This is a genomic window from Streptomyces sp. NPDC057697 (assembly GCF_042799335.1).
Taxonomy (GTDB): domain Bacteria; phylum Actinomycetota; class Actinomycetes; order Streptomycetales; family Streptomycetaceae; genus Streptomyces.
Window position 1 is genome coordinate 139,818 of sequence record NZ_JBHVJA010000003.1, and the last position, 23,134, is coordinate 162,951.

The 23,134-nt window shown below is 71.5% G+C and carries 19 protein-coding genes and 1 CRISPR repeat array; of the genes, 14 read left to right on the forward strand and 5 right to left on the reverse strand.

What is annotated here, in order from left to right:
• Positions 1-40: 40 nt before the first annotated feature.
• From cas7e to ACFVFH_RS10475, 10 genes are all read left to right on the forward strand, one after another.
• Positions 41-1,360, forward strand: coding sequence for a type I-E CRISPR-associated protein Cas7/Cse4/CasC (cas7e, locus tag ACFVFH_RS10430; RefSeq protein WP_383765771.1), 1,320 nt, complete (start codon positions 41-43; stop codon positions 1,358-1,360).
• Positions 1,357-2,097 carry a type I-E CRISPR-associated protein Cas5/CasD gene (gene cas5e / locus ACFVFH_RS10435; protein ID WP_383765773.1) on the forward strand — a complete coding sequence of 247 codons (741 nt, stop codon included), beginning with the start codon at positions 1,357-1,359 and terminating at the stop codon, positions 2,095-2,097. The genes cas7e and cas5e overlap by 4 nt, the downstream gene beginning before the upstream one ends.
• Entirely contained in the window at positions 2,097-2,825 is a 729-nt protein-coding gene (gene cas6e, locus ACFVFH_RS10440; RefSeq protein ID WP_383765775.1) for a type I-E CRISPR-associated protein Cas6/Cse3/CasE, read from the forward strand. The genes cas5e and cas6e overlap by 1 nt, the downstream gene beginning before the upstream one ends.
• Positions 2,822-3,781, forward strand: a complete 960-nt coding sequence (gene cas1e, locus ACFVFH_RS10445) for a type I-E CRISPR-associated endonuclease Cas1e (RefSeq protein WP_383765777.1) — start codon at positions 2,822-2,824, stop codon at positions 3,779-3,781. The genes cas6e and cas1e overlap by 4 nt, the downstream gene beginning before the upstream one ends.
• Positions 3,778-4,140: a type I-E CRISPR-associated endoribonuclease Cas2e gene (gene cas2e / locus ACFVFH_RS10450; protein WP_383765779.1), complete on the forward strand. Its 363-nt coding sequence runs from the start codon at positions 3,778-3,780 to the stop codon at positions 4,138-4,140. Before cas1e ends, cas2e begins: the two co-directional genes overlap by 4 nt.
• A 117-nt stretch (positions 4,141-4,257) precedes the next feature.
• Positions 4,258-6,722: direct repeats of the CRISPR family, unit length 29 nt; unit sequence GTGGTCCCCGCGCGTGCGGGGTTGGTCCC.
• Between the two features lie 442 nt (positions 6,723-7,164).
• Positions 7,165-7,329, forward strand: a complete 165-nt coding sequence (locus ACFVFH_RS10455) for a hypothetical protein (RefSeq protein WP_383765781.1) — start codon at positions 7,165-7,167, stop codon at positions 7,327-7,329.
• A gap of 9 nt (positions 7,330-7,338) precedes the next feature.
• A complete protein-coding gene (locus tag ACFVFH_RS10460) occupies positions 7,339-7,632 on the forward strand; it encodes a Dabb family protein (RefSeq protein ID WP_329869986.1) in 294 nt (97 codons plus the stop codon).
• Positions 7,633-7,860: 228 nt separating this feature from the next.
• Positions 7,861-8,766: an RNA polymerase sigma factor SigF gene (locus ACFVFH_RS10465; protein ID WP_383765783.1), complete on the forward strand. Its 906-nt coding sequence runs from the start codon at positions 7,861-7,863 to the stop codon at positions 8,764-8,766.
• Between the two features lie 235 nt (positions 8,767-9,001).
• Positions 9,002-9,868 (forward strand): RNA polymerase sigma factor SigF, encoded by an 867-nt coding sequence (locus ACFVFH_RS10470; protein ID WP_383765785.1) that lies wholly within the window; start codon positions 9,002-9,004, stop codon positions 9,866-9,868.
• A gap of 66 nt (positions 9,869-9,934) precedes the next feature.
• Positions 9,935-10,822 (forward strand): hypothetical protein, encoded by an 888-nt coding sequence (locus tag ACFVFH_RS10475; RefSeq protein WP_383765787.1) that lies wholly within the window; start codon positions 9,935-9,937, stop codon positions 10,820-10,822.
• 38 nt (positions 10,823-10,860) lie between these two features.
• Here ACFVFH_RS10475 and ACFVFH_RS10480 read toward each other — a convergent pair whose 3' ends face one another.
• Complete coding sequence (locus ACFVFH_RS10480; RefSeq protein WP_148837043.1) at positions 10,861-11,070, reverse strand: hypothetical protein; 210 nt, start codon at positions 11,068-11,070, stop codon at positions 10,861-10,863.
• 603 nt (positions 11,071-11,673) lie between these two features.
• On the opposite strand from ACFVFH_RS10480, the gene ACFVFH_RS10485 reads away from it, so the two are divergent.
• The 3 genes from ACFVFH_RS10485 (at position 11,674) to ACFVFH_RS10495 (ending at position 15,700) form a co-directional block, all read left to right on the forward strand.
• The gene (locus ACFVFH_RS10485; RefSeq protein WP_383765789.1) at positions 11,674-12,195 is read left to right on the forward strand and encodes a MarR family winged helix-turn-helix transcriptional regulator; all 522 of its coding nucleotides are present in this window, start codon (positions 11,674-11,676) and stop codon (positions 12,193-12,195) included.
• Positions 12,196-12,218: 23 nt separating this feature from the next.
• The gene (locus ACFVFH_RS10490; RefSeq protein WP_383765791.1) at positions 12,219-14,735 is read left to right on the forward strand and encodes a DHA2 family efflux MFS transporter permease subunit; all 2,517 of its coding nucleotides are present in this window, start codon (positions 12,219-12,221) and stop codon (positions 14,733-14,735) included.
• Between the two features lie 149 nt (positions 14,736-14,884).
• Positions 14,885-15,700, forward strand: a complete 816-nt coding sequence (locus ACFVFH_RS10495) for a YceI family protein (protein ID WP_383765793.1) — start codon at positions 14,885-14,887, stop codon at positions 15,698-15,700.
• A gap of 455 nt (positions 15,701-16,155) precedes the next feature.
• Here the strand turns inward: ACFVFH_RS10495 and ACFVFH_RS10500 are convergent, their stop codons facing one another.
• A complete protein-coding gene (locus tag ACFVFH_RS10500; protein ID WP_383765795.1) occupies positions 16,156-16,914 on the reverse strand; it encodes a TetR/AcrR family transcriptional regulator in 759 nt (252 codons plus the stop codon).
• Between the two features lie 98 nt (positions 16,915-17,012).
• Positions 17,013-18,542: an MFS transporter gene (locus tag ACFVFH_RS10505; protein WP_383765797.1), complete on the reverse strand. Its 1,530-nt coding sequence runs from the start codon at positions 18,540-18,542 to the stop codon at positions 17,013-17,015.
• A gap of 131 nt (positions 18,543-18,673) precedes the next feature.
• Here ACFVFH_RS10505 and ACFVFH_RS10510 point away from each other — a divergent pair, with 131 nt between their 5' ends.
• Positions 18,674-19,537: an endonuclease/exonuclease/phosphatase family protein gene (locus ACFVFH_RS10510; protein WP_383765799.1), complete on the forward strand. Its 864-nt coding sequence runs from the start codon at positions 18,674-18,676 to the stop codon at positions 19,535-19,537.
• A 3-nt stretch (positions 19,538-19,540) separates the two neighbouring features.
• Here the strand turns inward: ACFVFH_RS10510 and ACFVFH_RS10515 are convergent, their stop codons facing one another.
• Positions 19,541-21,763 carry an ArnT family glycosyltransferase gene (locus tag ACFVFH_RS10515; protein WP_383765801.1) on the reverse strand — a complete coding sequence of 741 codons (2,223 nt, stop codon included), beginning with the start codon at positions 21,761-21,763 and terminating at the stop codon, positions 19,541-19,543.
• Entirely contained in the window at positions 21,760-23,109 is a 1,350-nt protein-coding gene (locus ACFVFH_RS10520) for a glycosyltransferase (protein ID WP_383765802.1), read from the reverse strand. Before ACFVFH_RS10520 ends, ACFVFH_RS10515 begins: the two co-directional genes overlap by 4 nt.
• Positions 23,110-23,134 lie beyond the last annotated feature (25 nt).

Here is a 23,134-nt window from a genome sequence, read left to right on the forward strand (position 1 = left end):
CACTTCACGCACCCCGACCGAGCAGAGGACCTGAAAGCACGTGACCAGGACGATTCTTGACATCCACATCCTCCAGACCGTCCCTCCGAGCAATCTGAACCGGGACGACACGGGGACGCCGAAGTCGGCGACGTACGGCGGTGTACGGCGTTCCCGGGTGTCCAGCCAGGCGTGGAAGCGGGCCACGCGCGAGGCGTTCGGCGAACTGCTCGACGCGTCGGAGCTGGGCATCCGCACCAAGAAGGTCGCCGAGGAGCTTGCGGGGCGCGTCCAGAAGCTCGATGCGTCGCTGACGCGCGCCGCCGCGCTGGAGCTGGCTGCCGAGACGATCTCCACGGCGACGGGATCGAAGCTCTCCGTGCCCAAGCGCAAGAGCAAGGACGCCGACGCCGATGCCGAGGACCTGGCCGGGGAGTCCGGGTACCTGATGTTCCTGAGCAACCGGCAGTTCAGCGCGCTCGCCGCGCTGGCGGTCGAGGGAGGCAAGGGCGGCGACGTCAAGGCGCTCAAGGACTTCCTCAAGATCAAGGCGAACAAGGACCGGGCCAAGCAGGCCGTCGACACCCAGCACTCCGTGGACATCGCGCTGTTCGGGCGCATGGTCGCGGACTCGACCGATCTGAACGTGGACGCGGCCGTGCAGGTCGCCCATGCGCTGAGCGTGCACCCGGTGGAGGTCGAGTCGGACTACTACACGGCAGTCGACGACAGGAACACGCGTGACGAGCCGGGCGCCGGGATGATCGGCACCGTCGAGTTCAACTCCGCGACCCTCTACCGGTACGCGGCGGTCGACGTGAATCGCCTCCAGGAGAACCTGGGCTCCGGCGGGGACGACGAGAAGCAGCCGGCGGACGCCACCCGGCGCGCGGTCACCGCGTTCCTCGAAGGCTTCATCACCTCGCTTCCGACCGGGAAGATCAACACCTTCGGCAACCAGACGCTGCCGTCCGCCGTGATCGTCAAGGTCCGTTCCCGACGGCCGATCAGTTACGTCGGAGCCTTTGAGCAGCCGGTCGAGCCGGAGCGGAACGGCGGGTTCCTCCGGAATGCCTGCGATCGGCTCGCCACGTTCGTACCGGAGCTGGAAGGCCGGTACGGACTCGCCGGGGCCGAGCAGGGCACCAGGCACAGCTGGGTGCTGCGGGTCGGTGAGGAGACGAGCGCGCTCGACGTGCTGGGCGCCGAGGTGAACCTGCCCGAGCTGCTGACGGCCGTGGGGGACGCCGTGGTCGCCCGGCTGACGCCGGGGACGGCTGCCGGTGACCGGAACGGGGCGGCCTCGGACACCACCGCTTCGAATGCCGGCGCTTCGGACGCCACCAGTTCGAACACCGCCGCTTCGGGGACCCGGGCATGACCGTGCTGCTGATGCGGCTCGCGGGCCCCTTGCAGTCCTGGGGGTCCGCGGCCCGCTTCGTGCGCCGCACCACCGAGAACGCGCCGACGAAGAGCGGAGTCCTCGGCCTCCTCGCCGCGGCCCAGGGGCGACGGCGTGATGCCGACCTCTCCGACCTGGCGGCGCTGGGGTTCGGCGTCCGCGTCGACCAGCCCGGCACCCGGCTACGGGACTTCCAGACGGCGCACCACAGCGACACGCTGAAGGCGATGCCGCTGTCGGAGCGCTTCTATCTGACCGACGCCGTGTTCGTGGCCGGTGTGAGCGGCGAGGCGGCGCTCGTGCAGCGGCTGTACGAGGCGCTGCTGGAGCCCGTCTTCCTGCCGTATCTGGGGCGCCGCTCCTGCCCGCCCTCGGAGCCGATCACGATCGGGGAGCCGCTGGACATGGGCCTGGAACAAGCGCTGCGCGAGGCGGAGTGGGAGGCGTCCGCACGGTTCCGGCGGCGCTTGGCGGCGTCCGGCGCGACGCATCTGGACCTGCTCCTGGACAGCCCGCCGGAGATCCGGCCGGACCTCACGCTGCGCGACCTGCCGATGAGCTTCGACCCGCGGCACCGGCGGTACGGGCTGCGCGGCGTCCGGACGCTCCGGATTCCCGCGCCCGGCACGACCGGATCGCCACAGCCGTCACCTCCGCCTCATGAGCCCACCGCCCTGCTCACGCCCGTCACATCTGTCACACCGAGGACCGCCTGATGTACCTCACCCGATTCCGTGTGAACACCGGCCGCTCCGATGCCCGGCAGCTGCTCGGTTCGCCGCACCGCATGCACGGAGCGGTGAACATGTCCTTCGCCACACCACCGTCCAGGGAGGGGAGCGCCCCCCGGGTGCTGTGGCGCATGGACCGCAACACGACCTCCGAGACGCTCCTGTACATCGTCAGCCCCACCCGCCCCGACCTGACCGGACTCGTCCAGCAGGCGGGCTGGCCCGCCTCGGACGAGCCGGGGTGGACGACATTCGCGTACGACGACTTCCTCGCCGCTCTCCACCCGGGCGACACCTGGGCGTTCAGGCTCACCGCCAACCCCGTGCACAACATCCGCCACGAGTACGTCAAGGAGGGCGAGCGGACCAAGCGGGCCGCGCACAAGACGCCCCGTCACCAGATGGAGTGGCTGCTGAAGCGGCAGGAGTCGGCCGGTTTCGAGATCGTCGAGAAGCCGGTGGAACGGAGACTGCTGCCCGAGGGCGACGCGTACGAACTGCTCGTCCGCGACCAGGTCCCGATGAGATTCCGCCGTCCCCCGGCGAAGACGGGCGGGAACGACGTACGGATCACCAGGGTCACCTTCGACGGCCGCCTGCGCATCACGGACGCGGCGCTCTTCCGCCGCACGCTCACCCACGGCCTGGGCAAGGCGAAGGCGTACGGCTGCGGCCTGATGACCCTGGCCCCGGCGGTACGGGAGCCGGCATGAGCACGGTCGGCCGCAGGGGAGCCTCCTCACCACGCGAACTCACCCGGGTCGGGGACCGTCTCTCGTTCGTCTACCTGGAGCGCTGCACCGTGCACCGGGACTCCAACGCGATCACGGCGGAGGACGCGGACGGCGTCACACACCTCCCGTCCGCCACCATCGGCACGCTGCTGCTCGGTCCGGGCACCCGCGTCACCCACCAGGCGATGGCCCTCCTCGGCGAATCCGGCGCCGGGGTGGTCTGGGTGGGCGAGCACGGTGTGAGGTACTACGCGGGCGGGCGGGCGCTGACGCGTTCCTCGGGCCTGATCGAGGCGCAGGCCACCGCCTGGGCGAACCAGCGCACCCGGCTGGACGTGGCCCGCGCCATGTACCGCCTGCGCTTCCCGGGCGAGGACACCGCGGGCCGGACCCGGAAGAACCTCCTCGGGATGGAAGGCAGCCGTCTGAGGGACTGCTACAAGCGGGAGTCGTCACGCACGGGCGTGCGCTGGCGCCGGCGCGAGTACAACCGGGACGACTTCTCGGCCGGGGACGCGCCCAACCAGGCGATCACGGCCGCCGCCCAGTGCATGTACGGGGTCTCCCACTCCGTGGTCGCGGCCCTGGGCTGTTCCCCGGGCCTGGGGTTCGTGCACTCCGGGCACGAGCGCTCGTTCGTCATGGACGTGGCGGACTTCTACCGGACGGAGATCGCGATCCCCGTGGCGTTCGACGCGGCGGCCGAGGGCGAGGAGGACGTGGCGACACGGACCCGTCGAATGCTCCGTGACCAGATCGCCCGCACCGGGCTCCTCGACCGCTGCGTCCGGGACATCAAGGAACTGCTCGGCTACGACGGCACCCGCGACACCGCGGAGGCGAACGGGGCCCCGCAGGACCGGGTGACCCTCCAGTCCGACGGCGACCGCCATGTGGAGAGCGGCCGCAACTACGGGGACGAGATCATCTGGTGACCGTCATCGTTCTCACCAACTGTCCCGTCGGTCTGCGGGGCTTCCTCACGCGCTGGCTGCTGGAGATCTCGCCCGGCGTCTTCCTGGGCGCACCCTCGGCGCGCATCCGCGAGGCCCTGTGGAACGAGGTCCGCCAATACGCGGGCCAGGGCAGGGCGTTGCTGGCCTACCAGACGAACAACGAACAGGGCTACACCTTCGAAACCCACGACCACACCTGGCACCCGACCGACCACGAGGGCCTCACCCTGATCCACCGCCCGAACCCAGCAGCCCCACGCGCCGCACAGAAACCGCCGGAAGTCCCTCGCCAGGGCTGGAGCAAGGCGGCGAAGAGGAGACGGTACGGCGGGGGGTGACGAAGCGGGACGATGCTCCTTGCCTGTCCGGAAAGAGGGGAAGAGATGGCTTTGCCGGGATCGAAGAAAGTAGGTAAAAACAGCTCCCTGCCCGCATAAAGCACCAGGTCAATTGCTGTGGTCCCCGCGCGTGCGGGGTTGGTCCCAAACTCTTGCGGGGGTAGCCGAGGCCGGGCCGGTGGTCCCCGCGCGTGCGGGGTTGGTCCCTCGGCCTCGATCGCCTCGTTCTCATCGGTGACGTGGTCCCCGCGCGTGCGGGGTTGGTCCCGAAGGCGATCATTCTGGCCTTCTCTTCCTTCGGTGGTCCCCGCGCGTGCGGGGTTGGTCCCCGGCCGAGCTGCATCGACGGCGCCCCGATCCCGTGGTCCCCGCGCGTGCGGGGTTGGTCCCTCGGCAAACCGGCTTTCGATCAAAAGTGGTGGGTGGTCCCCGCGCGTGCGGGGTTGGTCCCTGGTGACCCATGTCGGCCTCGGCGGCGGCGTAGTGGTCCCCGCGCGTGCGGGGTTGGTCCCGTGTCGAAGGACGGCACGTTCGGTACCGCGCTGTGGTCCCCGCGCGTGCGGGGTTGGTCCCTCCTGGATTTTTTCCCAGAGTTGGGCATACGCGTGGTCCCCGCGCGTGCGGGGTTGGTCCCGTCACCGGGGTCTGTCCCGGCGGGATGCCCCACGTGGTCCCCGCGCGTGCGGGGTTGGTCCCGTCACTGCTCCACCCCCTCGTCTACGAACTCGGTGGTCCCCGCGCGTGCGGGGTTGGTCCCGGAGTCCTCTCCCAGAGGATCGCGGACGTCGTGTGGTCCCCGCGCGTGCGGGGTTGGTCCCCTGGAGGACGGGTTGATCGGGGAGCTGGGCAAGTGGTCCCCGCGCGTGCGGGGTTGGTCCCGAGCTGGGGCGGGGTACCGGCCGGCGGCGGGAGTGGTCCCCGCGCGTGCGGGGTTGGTCCCCAGCTCAACCCGGTCGCCAGGAATTACGCGAAGTGGTCCCCGCGCGTGCGGGGTTGGTCCCCAGCACTCGGATCTCCGGCACCTCACCGCCGGGTGGTCTCCGCGCGTGCGGGGTTGGTCCCTTCCCCGGAGTCGTGGCCCGCCATCAGCAGAAGTGGTCCCCGCGCGTGCGGGGTTGGTCCCTGATCACCGACAGCGGCTATCGTCCCCCTGCGGTGGTCCCCGCGCGTGCGGGGTTGGTCCCCGGTCCGAGACCGCCTTGCAGGCGTACGACCGGTGGTCCCCGCGCGTGCGGGGTTGGTCCCGCGCTCCGCGTCCGGATGCCGCGGGTCGCCTTGTGGTCCCCGCGCGTGCGGGGTTGGTCCCTCCGGCCTGAGGGCCCGGCCGCCTCGGTGGCGGTGGTCCCCGCGCGTGCGGGGTTGGTCCCCTCGGACCCCAGATCCCCACCAACGCCAGACCGTGGTCCCCGCGCGTGCGGGGTTGGTCCCTGCTTGGTCTTCTGTCCGTTGCGGACCTTGTAGTGGTCCCCGCGCGTGCGGGGTTGGTCCCTGCCAGCGTACGAGCACACAACCGCCCTGTCGGGTGGTCCCCGCGCGTGCGGGGTTGGTCCCCCGCCCTGGAGCGGCCGTTCTTCTGCTTCTCGGTGGTCCCCGCGCGTGCGGGGTTGGTCCCCGAAGGTAATAGGTCTGGCGAGTGGGGGATCCGTGGTCCCCGCGCGTGCGGGGTTGGTCCCGGCTCCCAGCGACGCTGGATGAGCAGCACCCGGTGGTCCCCGCGCGTGCGGGGTTGGTCCCGCACACACCGGCAGCTCCTCGCCCGTCGCACGGTGGTCCCCGCGCGTGCGGGGTTGGTCCCATGAACGTGGTGCGAAAGCCGAGCTGCGCCCAGTGGTCCCCGCGTGTGCGGGGCTGGCCCCCCCGGCCGTACGAGCCGGGGCAGGGCGCAGGCATGGTCCCCGCGCATGCAGGGTTGGTCCCAACGCCTACCGGGCTGCGTTCTACGGGTCCGTGTGGTCCCCGCGCCTGCGGGGTTGGTTCACGGGTGACCGGGCATTCGCTCGCGCCGTGCCGGTGGTCCCCGCATGTGCGGGGTTGGGCCCGACCTGGACGGCCTCTCGCGCCTTCTCGCCCGTGGTCCCCGCGCGTGCGGGGTTGGGCCCTGTCAGTCGCTCATGGACTGCATCTGCTGGCCGTGGTTCCCGCGCATGCGGGGTTGGTCTCCCTGCCTACTCACATGAGTAGGCAGGGCCACCGTGGTCCCGCGTGCGGGGCTGGTCCCAAGATGGCCATCATCCGTATGGGGCGCCTGTGGTGGTCCCCGCTCGTGCGGGGGTGGACCCCCGGAGTACGTCCGCGTAGGCCGCAAGGTTCTGTGGTCCCCGCGCGTGCGGGGTTGGGCCCACTCACACCACGAACCTCCGGGACGACCTTGAGTGGTCCCCGCGCGTGCGGGGTTGGTCCCTTCACCGGGCCCGGCTTGCTCATCAAGCATTGCTGGTCCCCGTGTGCACGGGGACGGTCCCGGTCGCTGTCGGCGGCCGGGACCCCGTGGTGTGGTCCCCGCGCGCGCGGGGATGGTCCCCGGACCGAGCTTCTGCGTGACCTCATGAATCCGTGGTCCCCGCGCTCGCGGGGCCCCCCGCACAGGGGCCAAATCCAAGGCCAAGCCCCGGGCCCGGGGCCGACATGGCCGTGGCCCCGCGCGATCGTCGTCGTGCGGGGCCACAGTTCGCCGCCCATGCTCAGGTCGGGGGAAGCGGCATCGGGGGGACAAGCCGCTTCCCCCGGTGAGAACGGGGCCCGCCGGTCCTCGTCGCGGTCAGGGGGGTGGCCCGCGGCGAGGACCCCACAGTGGGGGCCCGTTCCGAGCCCTTCGGATTCCTGCCTCATCCGCCGGGCTCACCATCCATCCTGCTCCGCCGCAGCGGCCGTGCGGGCGGGCGAAGGGCCCCGATCGTCGGGTCCTTGGTCCCTAAAAGCCGTGTGAGTGGTCGGAAACCTCCGAGGAGTGCGGCCATACGTGCGGATAGAATCGCCCGACTGCACAGGAGATCGAAACAGGGGATCGAAGGGGAGGCAGGGGCTGTGGTGCAAGCGAAGAAGATAGCTCTCTACGTGATAGTCGTCTTCGTGCTGTACACGATCATCACCTCCCCGGCTCGGGCGGCTGATCTCGTCCAGGTAGGGTTCGAGGGCGTTTCGAGTGCCGCACAGGGCGTCGGCGACTTCATGTCCGCGCTCGTGAAGTAGGAGTACACCGTGATCCGCCATCTGGTCCTGTTCAAGCTGAACGACGGCGTCGAGCGGGACGACCCGCGGGTCGTCGCCGGGGCGGAGGCCTTCCGGGAGCTGGAGGGGCAGATCCCCGAGCTGGAGTTCTGGGAGTGCGCCTGGAACATCACCGACCGGCCGATCGCGTACGACTTCGCCATCAACTCCGCGGTCGCCGACCAGGACGCCCTGAAGCGGTACATCGAGCACCCCGCCCATCAGGCCGCCGCCGGGCAGTGGCGCGAGTTCGCCACCTGGGTGATCGCCGACTACCCGTTCTGACCCCGCCGGCCCGGCTTCCCTGCCGGTCCGGACGGCCCCCGGGCCCCTCACCGACACGGTGAGGGGCTTTTTTTGGTGTTTAAACCAAGTTGAACCCAACACGACGCTATACGGTGCTTGCACACAGTGGACATGTCTTGTGATGCTATGACCGCTTTTGACGGATGAGTTGACCGAAGTTGACCGCAAAGGGGTGGCCCCAACGTGCCGGCCAGTACAGCGCCTCAAGTGCCACCCCAGTCCGTCCAGACGAGCCCGGTGTTCGGACCGCATCAGGCGGTCGACACGAGCCGGCCGGTCGCCACCGAGACGATCGCCGCCGAGACGATCGCCACCGAGACGCCCGACAGCACGACGCCGCCCGCCCGGACCCGGGGCGCGGACACCAGGGCGCTCACCCAGGTGCTGTTCGGGCAGCTCAAGAATCTGGAGCCGGGCACCCCGGAGCACGGCCGGGTGCGGGCCGCCCTCATCGAGGCGAACCTCCCGCTCGTGCGGTACGCCGCGGCGCGGTTCCGGAGCCGTAACGAGCCGATGGAGGACGTCGTCCAGGTCGGCACGATCGGCCTGATCAACGCCATCGACCGGTTCGACCCGGAACGCGGGGTCCAGTTCCCCACGTTCGCCATGCCGACCGTCGTCGGGGAGATCAAGCGGTACTTCCGGGACAACGTGCGCACCGTCCACGTCCCCCGGCGGCTCCACGAGCTCTGGGTCCAGGTCACCGGCGCCACGGAGGACCTGACGACCGCCCACGGCCGTTCACCCACCACCGCGGAGATCGCCGAGCGGCTGAAGATCTCCGAGGACGAGGTGCTGGCCTGCATCGAGGCCGGACGTTCTTACCACGCGACCTCGCTGGAGGCCGCCCAGGAGGGCGACGGGCTCCCCGGGCTGCTGGACCGGCTCGGCTACGAGGACCCCGCGCTCGCCGGGGTCGAGCACCGCGATCTCGTACGGCATCTGCTCGTACAGCTGCCCGAGCGCGAGCAGCGCATCCTCCTGCTGCGTTACTACAGCAATCTGACGCAGTCCCAGATCAGCGCGGAACTGGGTGTCTCCCAGATGCATGTGTCAAGGCTGTTGGCAAGAAGCTTTGCCCGACTGCGATCCGCAAACAGGATCGAGGCCTAACCGGATCAGGTAGAGCGCTCGAAGTCCGTTTCGCGCGGCCCAAATGCCTCGCACCCCCTGTTAACTGCGCAGACTCCACAAAGACTTGTCGACATGTCACTACAGCGTGTTGCCGACATGTGACATTCTGCGGGAACCGCGTTTGCCGTGGCCTCGCCTCCGGTATTCAGGTGGAGGCTGCGTTCCTCCGATGGTCGCGGCTCCACGCGACCGTCCGCGACCTCAAGGGGGTGGCATGTCCGCAGAACAGGGCAGCTCGAAGGTGCTCACGCTCACGAAGAGCGAACCCGCACCCGCTGTGCTCACCAGCTCGCCGGAAGCCATCGACACCCGCACGCTGTCCCGCTCCCTGTTCCTGCGGCTCGCCGCGCTGGGGCCCGCACCGGGCCCCGACGGAACGGACAGCCCGGAGCGTGCCTATGTACGGGACACACTCATCGAGCTGAACCTCCCGCTGGTCCGGTACGCCGCGGCGCGGTTCCGCAGCCGCAACGAACCGATGGAGGACATCGTCCAGGTCGGCACGATCGGCCTGATCAAGGCGATCGACCGGTTCGACTGCGAACGGGGGGTGGAGTTCCCGACCTTCGCGATGCCGACCGTCGTCGGGGAGATCAAGCGCTTCTTCCGCGACACCTCCTGGTCGGTGCGGGTGCCGCGCCGGCTCCAGGAGCTGCGCCTCGCGCTGACCAAGACCAGCGACGAGCTCGCGCAGAAGCTCGACCGCTCGCCGACCGTGCCGGAGCTGGCCAAGGCGCTCGGGGTCTCCGAGGAGGACGTGGTCGACGGCCTCGCCGTCGGCAACGCGTACACCGCCTCCTCGCTGGACTCGCCCTCGCCCGAGGACGACGGCGGCGAGGGCTCCCTCGCGGACCGGCTCGGCTACGAGGACTCGGCACTGGAAGGCGTCGAGTACCGCGAGTCGCTCAAGCCGCTGCTGGCCAAGCTCCCGCCGCGCGAGCGCCAGATCATCATGCTGCGGTTCTTCGCCAACATGACCCAGTCGCAGATCGGCGAGGAGGTCGGCATCTCGCAGATGCACGTCTCGCGCCTGCTGACCCGTACGCTCGCCCAGCTCCGGGAAGGACTCATCGCCGACTGACGCCGTGGACTCCCGTACCGGAGCACAAGGGTTCCGATTTGACGGACCGTCAGCCACACTGGCGCGATGCGACGTCAGATGCTCGGCCCGAACGGCCGCCGGGGCACCGTGATCGCCGCCTCGGCGGCCGTGCTGTGTCTGGGCGGCGCGCTGGCCGCCTGCGGCGGCGGTACGGCGAACGGCGGCTATGTGGCGCTCGGCGCGGCGGGAACGGATCCCGGGAGCGCCCCGAGGGGGACGGAGGCACCGCCGGGGAAGGTGACGCTGGTCCCGCTCGACCGGGACGGCAGGGAACGGGAGCCCGGCGGGAGTGGCGGCGCGGGGGCCGGGGACGGTTCCGGTTCCGGCGGCCGTGAGCCCGCGCCCGGCACCTCGGGACACGCCCGCGGCTCCGGGGCCTCGGGGTCCGCGAGCGGTGGGACCTCCCGGACGCCCGGCACACCCGGCACTCCCGGTACGTCCGGTGCTTCCGGCACTCCCGGTGCTTCCGGTACGTCCGGTACACCGGACTCGGGGAGCGGTCACGGCGGCGGGAACGGAAGCGGCGGCGGAAGCGGGAACGGGAACGGAAGCGGCAGCGGTGGTTCGGGCGGCGCCGGAGGAGGCTCCACGGGGCCCTCGACGCCCGGCTCCCCCGCTCCCGGCGGGCCCGCCGAGCTGGCCGTGGGCGCCCCCGTGCGGGCGGCGGCGGACAAGCGCTGGTGCGAGAAGGTGACCGTGGAGTTCCGGAACACCGGAGGATCGGCGGCGCGCTCGGGGACCGTCACCTTCGCCACGCATGTGATCGGCGCGCTGGGGGTCGACTGGGCGACCATCGAGTCGACCGGGCCGCTGCCCGCGCCGATCGACGCGGGAGCAGCGCGGACGAAGACGTACACCGTCTGTGTGGACGCCTGGCGGGTGCCCCTGGGCATGCATGTCGAGACCCGGGACGTCACCGCCGTATTGAAGTGACGGGTGGACGGATGCGGTGCGTGGTGGCCGGGAGCCGGTCAGCCGAGCGCGAGCCAGGCGACCGCGCCGAGGACGACGACCACCGCGACGACGGCGGCGATCACTCCGACCTTCGGTCCGGACGACGCGGCCGGCTGCTGCCGGCGCTGCGGCTCGCCCTCGTCGACGAAGGCGCGGAACATCTGGGTGCTGCCGGCCGGGTCGTGGTTGCCCTCGGGGCCCTGCGGGGCGTGGGGGTTGTGTGCCATGGGCCAGGACACTAGCGAACTCAACGTTCCTGCCCAACCCCCGGGTCGGCGAAGGCTCCGGGCCCGAGGCCGGTGCGGAAGCGGCCGCCGTCCGGCGGTGGACGGGGAGGCGCGGGACGGCGGGGCGGAAGGCGCGGGGGCGGAGTCGGCGGGGTGCGGGGTCGCCCATTCCGTACGCGTGCAGGTCACTTGGGGGAGGCGGCGCGGCTCCCGTACGGCAACTATGAGCCTATTGCGGGGAGTTGGCCGACCCCGGGGGCGGGTTCGCACAGGGCGCGTCCGCGGCCTTCGCGCGGTCGCGCCCGTGGCGCGCGCCCGTGCGTGCGCGGTGCGCGCCCGGTTCCTCCACCCTCCCGCACCCGCTCCGCGGCCCGGCCCGACCCTTCCGCGCCCGCTCCGCGGCCCGGCCCGTCCGTCCCAGCTGTGGCATGACACACACTCCCTCTTCCCCGCCCCCCACACGCTGGGGCTTTGACCCGAGCCGTACGCAGCCTTTTGCGTTCCTTTACTTCTGCAAGCCTCTTTTCGTTTGCCTGCAGCAACCAACGGCTTCTATGGTTGCCCTAAGCAACAAGATGAACCGGTGAGATGTCTGGGGGTCCCGTGGCGGCACGGAGTCAGTACGAAGAGCTGGCCCGGCAACTCAGCGCCGTAGGGGCCGTCAAGCGGGGTCTCGCCCGGATCCTGCCCGCCGAGTGTCCGGCCGGGTCCGCCGCCGTACTGGCTCTTCTGAGACAGCACGGCGAGATGCGGATCAGCCGGCTGGCCGAGCTGCTGGACGTCGACATGTCGGTCACCAGCCGCCATGTCGCCCATGTGGCGGAGCGCGGCTGGATCGAACGGTCTCCCGATCCGGCGGACAAGCGGTCCCGCATCCTGCGGCTGACCCCCGACGGACGGGATGTGCTCGGCGAGCTGAACCGGCGTACCACCGAGATGTTCGCCCACAACCTCTCCGACTGGTCGGACGACGAGGTCGGGCAGCTCAACACGCTGCTGGCCCGGCTGCGCGACAGTTTCGCCTGTCGCGGGCCCAGCGGGTGCGGCCCCGGAAAGCACAACGGCGACTGCCGTTCCCGGCCTGCCGACAGCGACAACGACGTGCACACCCGTACACCCGTGTAACAGAAGCAAAGACAAGGACTTAAATGGCTACGACCACACCGACCGGTGTGCGGGGCGGCCACGCCAAGCACGGGGGATCGCCCGATCCCTCGTCCGGCGCGCCGATGACACACCGGCAGATCATGGAGGCACTGGCCGGGCTGATGCTCGGCATGTTCGTCGCGATCCTGTCGTCGACGGTCGTCTCGAACGCACTGCCCGAGATCATCTCCGACCTCGGCGGCGGCCAGAGCGCCTACACCTGGGTCGTCACGGCCTCGCTGCTGGCGATGACCGCCACCACCCCCCTCTGGGGCAAGCTCTCCGACCTGTTCAGCAAGAAGCTGCTGGTCCAGATAGCCCTGGTCATCTACGTCGCGGGCTCGGTCGTCGCCGGTCTGTCGACCAGCAGCGGCATGCTGATCGCCTGCCGTGTCGTCCAGGGCATCGGCGTCGGCGGCCTCTCCGCCCTCGCGCAGATCGTCATGGCGGCGATGATCGCCCCGCGTGAGCGCGGTCGCTACAGCGGTTACATCGGCGCGGTGTTCGCCGTCGCCACCGTCGGCGGCCCGCTGCTCGGCGGCGTCATCACCGACACCAGCTGGATGGGCTGGCGCTGGTGCTTCTACGTCGGTGTGCCGTTCGCCGTCATCGCGCTGATCGTGCTCCAGAAGACCCTGAAGCTCCCGGTCGTGAAGCGTCAGGTCAAGGTCGACTGGTGGGGCGCGTTCTTCATCAGCGCCGCCGTGTCGCTGCTGCTGCTCTGGGTGACCTTCGCCGGTGACAAGTACGACTGGCTCTCCTGGCAGACCGCCGCGATGCTCGTCGGTTCCGCCGTGCTCGCCGGGCTCTTCGTCGTCGTCGAGTCCCGGGCCAGCGAGCCGATCATCCCGCTGCGCCTCTTCCGCAACCGCACCATCACGCTGGCGTCGCTGGCCTCGCTGTTCGTCGGTGTCGCGATGTTCGCGGGCACCGTCTTCTTCAGCCAGTACTTCCAGCTGGCGCGCGGCAAGTCGCCGACGATGTCGGGCGTCATGACGATCCCGATGATCGCGGGCCTCTTCATCTCCTCGACCGTCTCCGGACAGGTCATCACCAAGACCGGCCGCTGGAAGGCCTGGCTGGTCAGCGGTGGCTTCCTGGTCACCGCCGGACTCGGGCTGCTGGGCACCATCCGCTACGACACGGAGTACTGGCACATCGCGGTCTTCATGGCCGTCATGGGTCTCGGCATCGGCATGATGATGCAGAACCTGGTGCTCGCCACGCAGAACCAGGTCGCGCCGTCCGACCTCGGCTCGGCCAGCTCCGTCGTCACCTTCTTCCGTTCCCTCGGCGGTGCGATCGGCGTCTCGGCGCTGGGCGCCGTCATGGCGAACCGCGTCACCCACTACGTCAAGGACGGTCTCGCGGAGCTCGGCCCCAAGGGCGCGGCCATGGGCCACGGCGGCACCGGCGGCGGGGGCATCCCCGACCTGGACAAGCTGCCCGCGCCGTTCCGCACGGTCGTGGAGAGCGCCTACGGGCACGGTGTCGGCGATGTCTTCCTGTACGCCGCGCCGGCCGCGCTGGTCGCCTTCGTGATCACGATCTTCATCAAGGAGGTCGCGCTGAAGACCAACGCGTCGAGCGAGGCCCCGGCCACGGCCGAGACCCCCGTCGCCGACGCGGTCGAGGCCGCGCCCGCCACCGCCACCGCCACCACGTCCGCCGCCGCCTCCGCCGAGCCGGTCGCCGAGGCGGCGGCCGGGATCACCGCGGTCGACACCCTGGAAGCCCCGGTCGCCACCGTGCAGGGCACGGCCGTGCACGGTGTGGTGCGCGGCGCCGAGGGCGCACCCGTCGCCCGTGCCGCCGTCACGCTGATCTCGCTGGCCGGCCGGCAGCTGGGGCGCTCCGTCGCCCAGGACGACGGCGGCTACGGTCTGGACGCGCCGGGCTCCGGCTCCTACGTCCTGATCGCCTCCGCCGACGGCTACCAGCCGCAGGCGTCCACGGTGGTCGTCGGTGACGAGCCGCTGACGTACGACATCCTGCTCTCCGGTACGAGCGGACTGGCCGGCGTCGTGCGCGCCGCGGAGTCCACCGCTCCGGTGGAGGGTGCCATGGTGATCGTGACCGATGTGCGCGGCGACGTGCTGGCCACCGGCAAGTCCGGCGAGACCGGCGAGTTCGCCTTCGGCGAGCTGGTGCCCGGTTCGGTGACCGTCGCGGTGAACGCCGCCGGGTTCCGTCCGCTGGCGCTGCCGGTGGAGATCGGCGGCCAGGGCGTCACCCGGGTCGAGGCCGCGCTCCAGGCCGGTGCGCTGGTCCAGGGCACGGTCCGGGCCGGTACCGCCCGGCGACCGATGCCGGACGCGCGGGTCACACTGGTCGACGCGGCGGGCAATGTGGTCGCCACCTCGACGACCGGGGAGGACGGGGCGTACGCCTTCACCGACCTGGACGCGGGCGAGTACTCGGTCATCGCGACCGGTTACCCGCCGGTGGCGAGCGCGCTGACCGTCGCCGGCCGCGGGGCCGACGGTCACGACATCGAGCTCGCCCACCCCGGCGAGTAACAGACCTCCGGCAGGTCGGCGCTTCGAGCGGAGACGCCGTACCGGCAGGTGGAAATGGCCCCGGTGGTGGGGACGGCAGGCAGGGGACGGCCTGCCGTCCCCGCCCCGGGGCCGACTCATCGAGTCATGGAGCTAGGAGAGAGAACCGGATGGGACTTCGCGCACAGGTACGGACGCGGGACGGCTGGGCGGTCCAGCACGCGGTCGTGACGGTCACCGACATGACCGGCACGCAGGTGCTGCGGGCCACCGCCGACGAGGACGGGGCCGTGCGGACCGGCGACCCCCTGGAGGCCGGCGCGTACACCGTGATCGTCACGGCGGTCGGGTACGCCCCCGCCGCCTCCACCGCCCTCGTCACGGCGAGCGGGCGGGTCGAGGCCGGCACGGTGGTGCTGGCCCGCCAGGGCGGGGTGGAACTGCCGCCGCCGGGCGCCTGGTCGCTGGACCCGGCACACTCCTCGGTGGCCGCGGTCGCGCAGCACCTGGGGATCTCCAGCGTGCACGGCCGGTTCACCGAGTTCAGCGGCCGGATCGAGATCGCGGAGGACGTCCAGCGGTCCCGGGTCGACGCCGTCATCAGCGCGGCGAGCATCGACACCGGCAACAGCATGCGCGACAAGCACCTGCGGTCGCCCGACTTCCTGGACGCGGATCGGTTCCCGGAGATCACGTACCGCTCGACCGGGCTGACCCCGGCCGGGCCCGACCGCTGGCTGGTCCACGGCGAACTGTCGCTGCACGGCGTCGTGCGCCCGGTCGACCTGAACCTGAGCTACCTCGGGACGGGCCCGGACCCGTGGGGCGGGGTGCGCGCGGCGTTCAACGCGACGGCGGAGCTGCGCCGCGAGGACTTCGCCATGAACTACAACCAGGTGGTGCAGGCGGGCATCTCGGCGATCGGTACGACGCTCCGGGTGGAACTCGACGTCCAGGCCGTACAGGGCGAGACGCTGCCGTCGTAGGCGCCGGGGCGGGTGCGCACCTGCCGTCGTAGGCACCGGGGCGGGGCGAGCCCCTGGCCTCGTGGGCGCCGGGCGCCGGGCGCCGGGCGCCGGGGGGACGGTGGTGGAGCAGGGGAAGCCGATCGTCCGGATCGCGCCGGAGCGGCGGAGCCCGGTGGCCACCGGCGGCTTCCCGGCCCGGTCGGTGTCCGGCGGCGTCCCGGCGGCCGACCACGCGGAACGCGAGCGAAGAGGGCACGCGGGACGCGAACGAAGACAGGGCGCCGGACGCGAACGAAGACGGCGCCCGGCGCCTTCCCGGCCCGGTGGGAGTCCGGCGGCTTCCCAGCCCGGCCGACGTCCGGCGCCGGGCTGCCGACCACGCGGAACGCGAACGAAGGAAGAGAAGGAAGAGAAGGAAGAAGGGGGCGGGCGGAAGGTCCGGCGTCGGCCGGATCCCGGCGTTCCCCCGCCCCTCAGCGGTCCCGCATCGCCTCGATGCCCGCGATCAGCAGTTCCAGGGCGAAGGTGAAGTCCCGGTCACGCATCTCCTCGACCGTGTTGCCGCCGCGGGCGTCCATCACCTGCTGCGAGGACTCCATGATCTGCCGGAGCCGCGGCTGGGCGCGGATCGTGCCCATCGCCTGCTGGTAGTACTCCTCCTGGCTGATCCCCGCCGCCGCGCTGCGCTGCGCGAAGTGGCCCTCGATGGTGCCGAATCCGTACACGAACTGGAAGACCGCGGAGAGCGCGCCGGTCTGGTGGCGCAGCGGCAGTCCGGTCGCCCGGATGACGTCCTGGACGGCGTAGGACATCAGCATCGCGTGCGGGCCGATGTTGAGGAAGTGCCCGGCCAGCGTCGACACCCAGACGTGCCGGACCAGCAGCTCGCGGTACTCGGTGGCCAGTCCGCGCAGCCGGTGCTGCCAGGGCGCGTCCTCGCTCGGGGGCCTGAACTCGCTGTAGACCGAGTCCATGGCCAGCTCCAGCAGGTCGTCCTTCGTGTCCACGTACCAGTACAGGGACATCGCGGTGACGTCGAGCTCGGCGGCGAGCCGGCGCATGGAGAACTTGGCCAGCCCCTCGGCGTCCAGCAGCCGGACGGAGGTCGCCGTGATCCGCTCCCGGTCCAGGCCCGCCGCCTGGTCCGGTTTGCGGGTGCGCGACGGTGTCCGCTGGTCCAGCCACACGCTGGTCCTGACAGGGCTCTTCGCACGGTCGGCCGCGGACGCCATGGCGCACTCTCCTCGTCTTGCCGGCGGGGCGGACCGGCCACGTGCGCGTGGATCGCGCACGAACGGATCCGTACGGTCCGGTGCGCCCCTCCCTGATGCTATGCCGCCGCGGTGGAGCCGGTGGAGTCCGCCCGGGTGGATTCCATCCGCTCCGCGCGGCGCAGCAGCACGGCGGCGAGCAGGCCGCCGACCAGCACCGCGACCGCTCCGAAGAGCTGGCTGGTCTCCAGTCCGGAGGCGAAGGCGTCGGTGATCCCCGCCCGTTCGCCGTCGTCGGTGGCCGAGGCCAGCGCGGCGGGCAGCGACGCAGCCCCGACGGCCGTCGGCACCAGCGCGGCGAACCGCGAGTTGAGCACCGCGCCGAGGACGGCGACCCCCAGACCGTTGCCGAATTCGGCGAGCGTGCCGTTGACCCCGGCGCCCACGCCCGCCTTCTCCGGCGGAATGGCGCTCATGATGGCGTTGGCCATGGCGGGCATGGCGAGCGCGATGCCCGCCCCCATCACGACCAGGCCGAGCAGCATGCCGCCGTAGCCGTGGCCGCCGAGCAGCGCGATCGCGGCGAGCCCCGCGGCCAGCAGGCCCATCCCGGACGCGATGGTGACCGGCGTGCCCAGCCGGGGCACCAGCCGGGCGCCCAGCCCGGTGAGATTGAGCGCGACGACGCTCAGCGCCAGCGGCGCCGTGCGCAGCCCGGCCTCCAGCGGTCCGTAGCCGAGGACGAACTGGAGCTGCTGGGTGAGCAGGAAGAGCGAGCCGCCCATTCCGAAGGCGACCAGGATCGCGCCCGCGACCGCCCCGATGAACTTCTGGTTCCGGAAGAAGTGCATGTCCAGCATCGGGTACGGGACGTGCAGCTCCCACAGCACGAATCCGGTGAGGACGGCGACCCCGGTGAAGGCGGTCAGCAGCACCCGGCCCGAGGCCCAGCCGTGCTCGGGGCCGGAGATGATCGCGTACACGACGGATGCCATGCCGATGGTGGAGAGCAGTGCGCCGAACAGGTCGGGGCGGTCTCCGCCGGCGTTCTTGGACTCGGGGACGAGCCGGGCCACGGCGACCAGTCCGACGACCGCGACCGGGATGTTGATCAGGAAGATCGCACCCCACCAGAAGTGGTCGAGCATCACCCCGCCGATCAGCGGCCCGACGGCGAACCCGAGCGAGCTGACGGTCGACCAGATGCCGATCGCCTTGACGCGCTCGGTGTCGTCGAAGATCTGCACGACGACGGCGAGCGTCGTGGTCATCAGCAGCGCGCCGCCGATGCCCATGCCCGCGCGGGCGGCGATCAGTTGTACGGAGGTCTGGGCCAGTCCGGCCACCAGCGAGCCGATGCCGAACAGGGCGAGTCCGGTGATCAGCATCTTCTTGCGGCCGTAGCGGTCGGCGGAGCTGCCCGCGGTGAGCAGCAGGCCCGACTGGACCAGCGAATAGGCGTTGATCATCCACTGCACATCGGCGGTGGAGGCGTCCAACTCCCGGGTGAGGGAGGGGATCGCGACATTGAGGACGGTGTTGTCGAGCAACACGGTGAGCTGGGCGAGGCAGATGACACCGAGGATCAGCCAGCGTTGCGGATGGCTCGGCGAAGAGAGGTTGTTCTGCTCGGCGGCGGTCGCCGTCATGCGGACTCCTGATCCCTTGTACGGTGTACGACCCTGCGGGGACGTACACCGTATAGCCAGCCCTGTACGGTGTACAACGCATTTCCGCGCGGTACCGTGCTCGCCGCTGATCCGACAAGGGCTGGAGTGATATGTCACTGCGTCGTCGTACGGTGGAAGTGCTGGTCGCGGCAGGGCTGTTGGGCACGGTGTGCACGCCTCCCGCGGTGGCCGCAGGGGAGGGCCGGGGGCAGGCGGTGCCGCTCCGGGTGGCCACGTACAACATCCATGCGGGGGCGGGCATGGACAATGTCTTCGATCTCGCCCGGCAGGCGGACGAGCTCCGCTCGCTGGACGCCGATGTGATCGGGCTCCAGGAGGTCGACGCCCACTGGGGCGCCCGCAGCGAGTGGCGCGATCTGGCGGTCGAGCTGGCCCGACGGCTGGACATGCGGGTGTCGTTCGCCCCGGTCTACAGCCTCGATCCGGAGACCCCGGGGGCGCCGCGCCGCGAGTTCGGGGTCGCGGTGCTCTCCAGGTACCGGATCGTGAGCGCCGAGAACCACGAGATCACCCGGCTCTCCACCCAGGTCCCGGACCCCGTTCCGGCCCCGGCGCCCGGCTTCGGCGAGGTGGTCGTGCGGGTGCGGGGGCTGCCGGTGCACGTCTATGTGACGCATCTGGACTACCGCGCCGACCCCTCCGTACGCACGGCCCAGGTCGCCGACACCCGCCGGATCATGGCCGAGGACCGGGCCCCGGGCCGGCAGCGGGTCCGACAGATCCTGCTCGGCGACTTCAACGCGGCCCCGTCCGCCCCCGAACTCGCCCCGCTGTGGCGGGAGCTGACGGACGCGGAGCCCGGCGGGCCGACGTACCCGGCGCAGGACCCGGTGCAGCGGATCGACTACGTGGCGGTGTCGAGGGACTCCGTGCGGGTACGCGACGCGGCGGTGGCCGAGACCCTCGCCTCGGACCACCGCCCGGTCGTCGCCGATCTGCTGCTGCGGCGCTGAGCCCTACGCTCCGCTCGTGGGCCGCGTCAGGTCGTAGAAGGTGGCGCTGCCCGCGGTGACCTTCTTGAAGTTCTTCTCCACCCACGAGGAGATCTGCGAGGAAGTGCCGCTGTCGCCGCCCATACGTCCGCCGCCCATGCCGCCGCCCGCGATGAAGTAGTGGATCCGGCCGTCCTCGACGTAGCGCTTGAACTGGGCGAGCGTCGGGGACGGGTCACTGCCGTTGAAGCCGCCGATCGCCATCACCGGCTCCTCGGTGGCCAGTTGGTAGCTGGCGGCGTTCTGGGAGCCGATGGCGGCGGCGGCCCAGGTGTAGTCCCCGGCGTTCTTCTCCAGCAGCGCCTTGGCCTCGGTGCCGACGGACGCGCCGTTGAGCAGCCCGCCCATGCCGCCGCCTCCGAAGCCCTCGCCCATGCCGGGCATGGCGCCGGGCCCCTTCCCGTTCTGCGAGGCGCCGGGCAGGCTCGGCATCTGGCCCGGGTTCCGGCCTTGGTTCTGGCCCGGATTCTGCCCCTGCCCCTGCCCCTGCCCCTGGCCGGGCGGGATGCCGGTCGGGGGCTGCCCCATACCTCCGCCCTGCTGGCCCCCCTGCTGATTGCCCTGCCCCGGGAAACGCATCCCGCCGCCCGGCCCCCCACCGTGTCCGCCACGGCCCATGCCCCCGGGACCGCCCATACCGCCGGACGACGGACCGGCCGTGACGATCGAGCCCTGGTGCCCGGTGTTCAGCGTGCTCAGGGTGTACGCGGCCGGCCCGGCCAGCGAGGCAACGAAGGCCAGCCCCACTGCGGCGAGCGCCGGCCGGCGCCCCAGCCGGGAGGCGAGCAGCAGGCCCAGCGCGCCGACGATCCCGGTGACGAGCACGGCCGTGCGCAGCCACGGCAGGTAGTCCGGGGTCCGCCCCAGCAGCACGTACGACCAGTACGCCGTCACCGCCACCGTCCCGGCGAGTGCGGCCCCCGCCCACCAGCGGGCCCGCTCCTCCCACAGCACCGTGGTGCCCATGCCGATCAGCGCCGCGATGTAGGGGGCGAGGGCGACCGTGTAGTACTGGTGGAAGATTCCGGCCATGAAGCTGAACACCGCGACGGTCATCAGCAGCGAGCCGCCCCAGGCGAGGAAGGCCGCGCGGGCGGTGTCCGTCCGCTTCGCCCGCCAGGTCAGCCAGACGCCCGCGACCAGCAGGATCAGCGCGGCGGGCAGCAGCCAGGCGATCTGGCCGCCGACCTCGGAGCCGAACATCCGGCTGATGCCGGTCTCGCCCCACTGACCGCCGGACCCGCCGCCCGGCCCGCCCCCGCCGCCGACGCTGCCGGTCTCCTCGCCGTTGATCCGGCCGAGCCCGTTGTAGCCGAAGGTCAGCTCAAGGAAGGAGTTGTTCTGCGAGCCGCCGATGTACGGGCGCGAGGAGGCGGGCCACAGTTCGACGATCGCGACCCACCAGCCGCCCGCGACGGTCGTCACGAGGGCCGAGAGCCCGAGCTGGCCGAGCCGCCTGCGCACGGGGACCGGCGCGAACACCGCGTACAGCACGGCCAGCGGCGGCAGGATCAGGAACGCCTGGAGGGTCTTGGCCAGGAACGCGAACCCGACCGCGCCCCCCGCCCACACCAGCCACTTGGTGCGGCCGTGCTCCATCGCGCGCAGCACGCAGTAGACGGTGACCGTCATCAGCAGCGCCAGCAGCGCGTCCGGGTTGTTGAAGCGGAACATCAGCGCGGCCACCGGAGTGAGCGCGAACACCGCCATCGCGATCAGCCCGGCCATGGCGTTGAACCGGCGGCGTACGCCCGCGTACAGCACCCCGGCCGTGGCCACCCCCATCAGCACCTGCGGGAGCAGGATCGCCCATGAGTTGAGGCCGAGGACCCGCACCGACAGGGCCATCGGCCAGAGGGCGGCCGGGGGCTTGTCGACGGTGATGGCGTTGGCCGCGTCCAGCGAGCCGAAAAAAAATGCCTTCCAGCTCCGGCTGCCCGCCTGGGCGGCGGCGGAGTAGAAGGAGTTGGCGTACCCGGAAGCGCTGAGGTTCCACAGGTACGCGGCCCCGATGACCAGCAGCAGCGCGAGGAAGGCCGGCCGCGCCCAGCGCGGGTCCTCGGGCCTGCCCCGCCACACGCGGTGCGCCAGGGGCCTGTCCGGGCTGCCGGGGGCCGCCGCGGCGGACGGCGGGGGAGCCGGTGCGCCCGGCGGGGCCGGGAGGTGATCGGGATGGAGCGTGGTCATCGGAGGTTCCCCGTTTCGTGGTGGGTGTCATCGGCGGGAGCGGCCGAGGGGGCGGCGGGAGCGGCCCCGGAGCAGGCGGGGTTCCGGTCCGTCCGGTCCGTCCGGTCCGGGAAGACCCAGGCGCGGAAGAGCAGGAACCGCAGCACCGTCGCCGCGAGGTTGGCCGCGATCAGTACGGCGAGTTCCGTGGCGTGCGACGGCGATCCGGACGCCGCCCCCAGTGCGGCCAGCGATCCGCTGGTCAGGGCGAGACCGATGGCGAAGACCACCAGGCCCTGTGCCTGGTGGCGTACGGCCCCGCCCCGGCCCCGTACCCCGAAGGTGAGCCTCCGGTTGGCCGCCGTATTGGCGACGGCCGAGACCAGCAGCGCACCGCCGTTGGCGATCTGCGGGCCCGCGCCCAGCCGGAAGAGCGAGTACAGGGCGAGATAGCAGAGCGTGGACAGGGCGCCGACGACGCAGAACCCGACGAGTTGCCGGGCCAGGCCGCCCGGCACCCCGTTCAGCGCACGGTCGCGCGGATCGTCCCCGAAGGGCCGGGCCAGCCGGTCCAGCGGCAGCGCGCCGACCGCCAGCGCCCGTCCCACCCGCCACACACCCTTCAGGTCCTCGGTCGCCGTCCGCACGATGTGGACGGTGGAGTCGGGGTCGTCGACCCAGTCGACCGGCACCTCGTGGATGCGCAGCCCGGCACGTTCGGCGAGCACCAGCATCTCGGTGTCGAAGAACCACCCCGAGTCCTCCACCATCGGCAGCAGCCGCTCCGCGACATCGCGCCGGATGGCCTTGAACCCGCACTGCGCGTCGCTGAACCGGGCGGCCAGCGAGGAGCGGAGGATGAGGTTGTAGGCGCGCGAGATGAACTCCCGCTTCGACCCGCGCACCACCCGCGAACTCCGGGCCAGCCGGGAGCCGATGGCCAGGTCCGAGTGGCCCGAGATCAGCGGGGCGACCAGCGGAAGCAGCGCGTTGAGATCGGTGGACAGGTCAACGTCCATATAGGCCAGGACCGGCGCGTCCGAGCCCGACCAGACGGTGCGCAGCGCCCGCCCCCGGCCCTTCTCCTCCAGCCGGTACGACCGCACCCGGGGCAGCGCCGCGGCGAGCCGCGCCGCCACCTGAGGCGTCCCGTCGGTGCTGGCGTTGTCCGCGACGGTGATCCGGAAGGCGTACGGGAAGGTGCGCTCCAGATGGTCGTGCAGGCGCAGCACACACGGTTCGAGGTCCTTCTCCTCGTTGTAGACGGGTACCACCACGTCGAGTACGGGCGCCCCCGCCGTGTCGACCGCTCCGGCGAGGAGATGGTCCCGGGCCGGCAGGGTGCTCCAGGGAGTGTCGGTTCGCATGGTCCGACACTCGCCACCCCCGCTG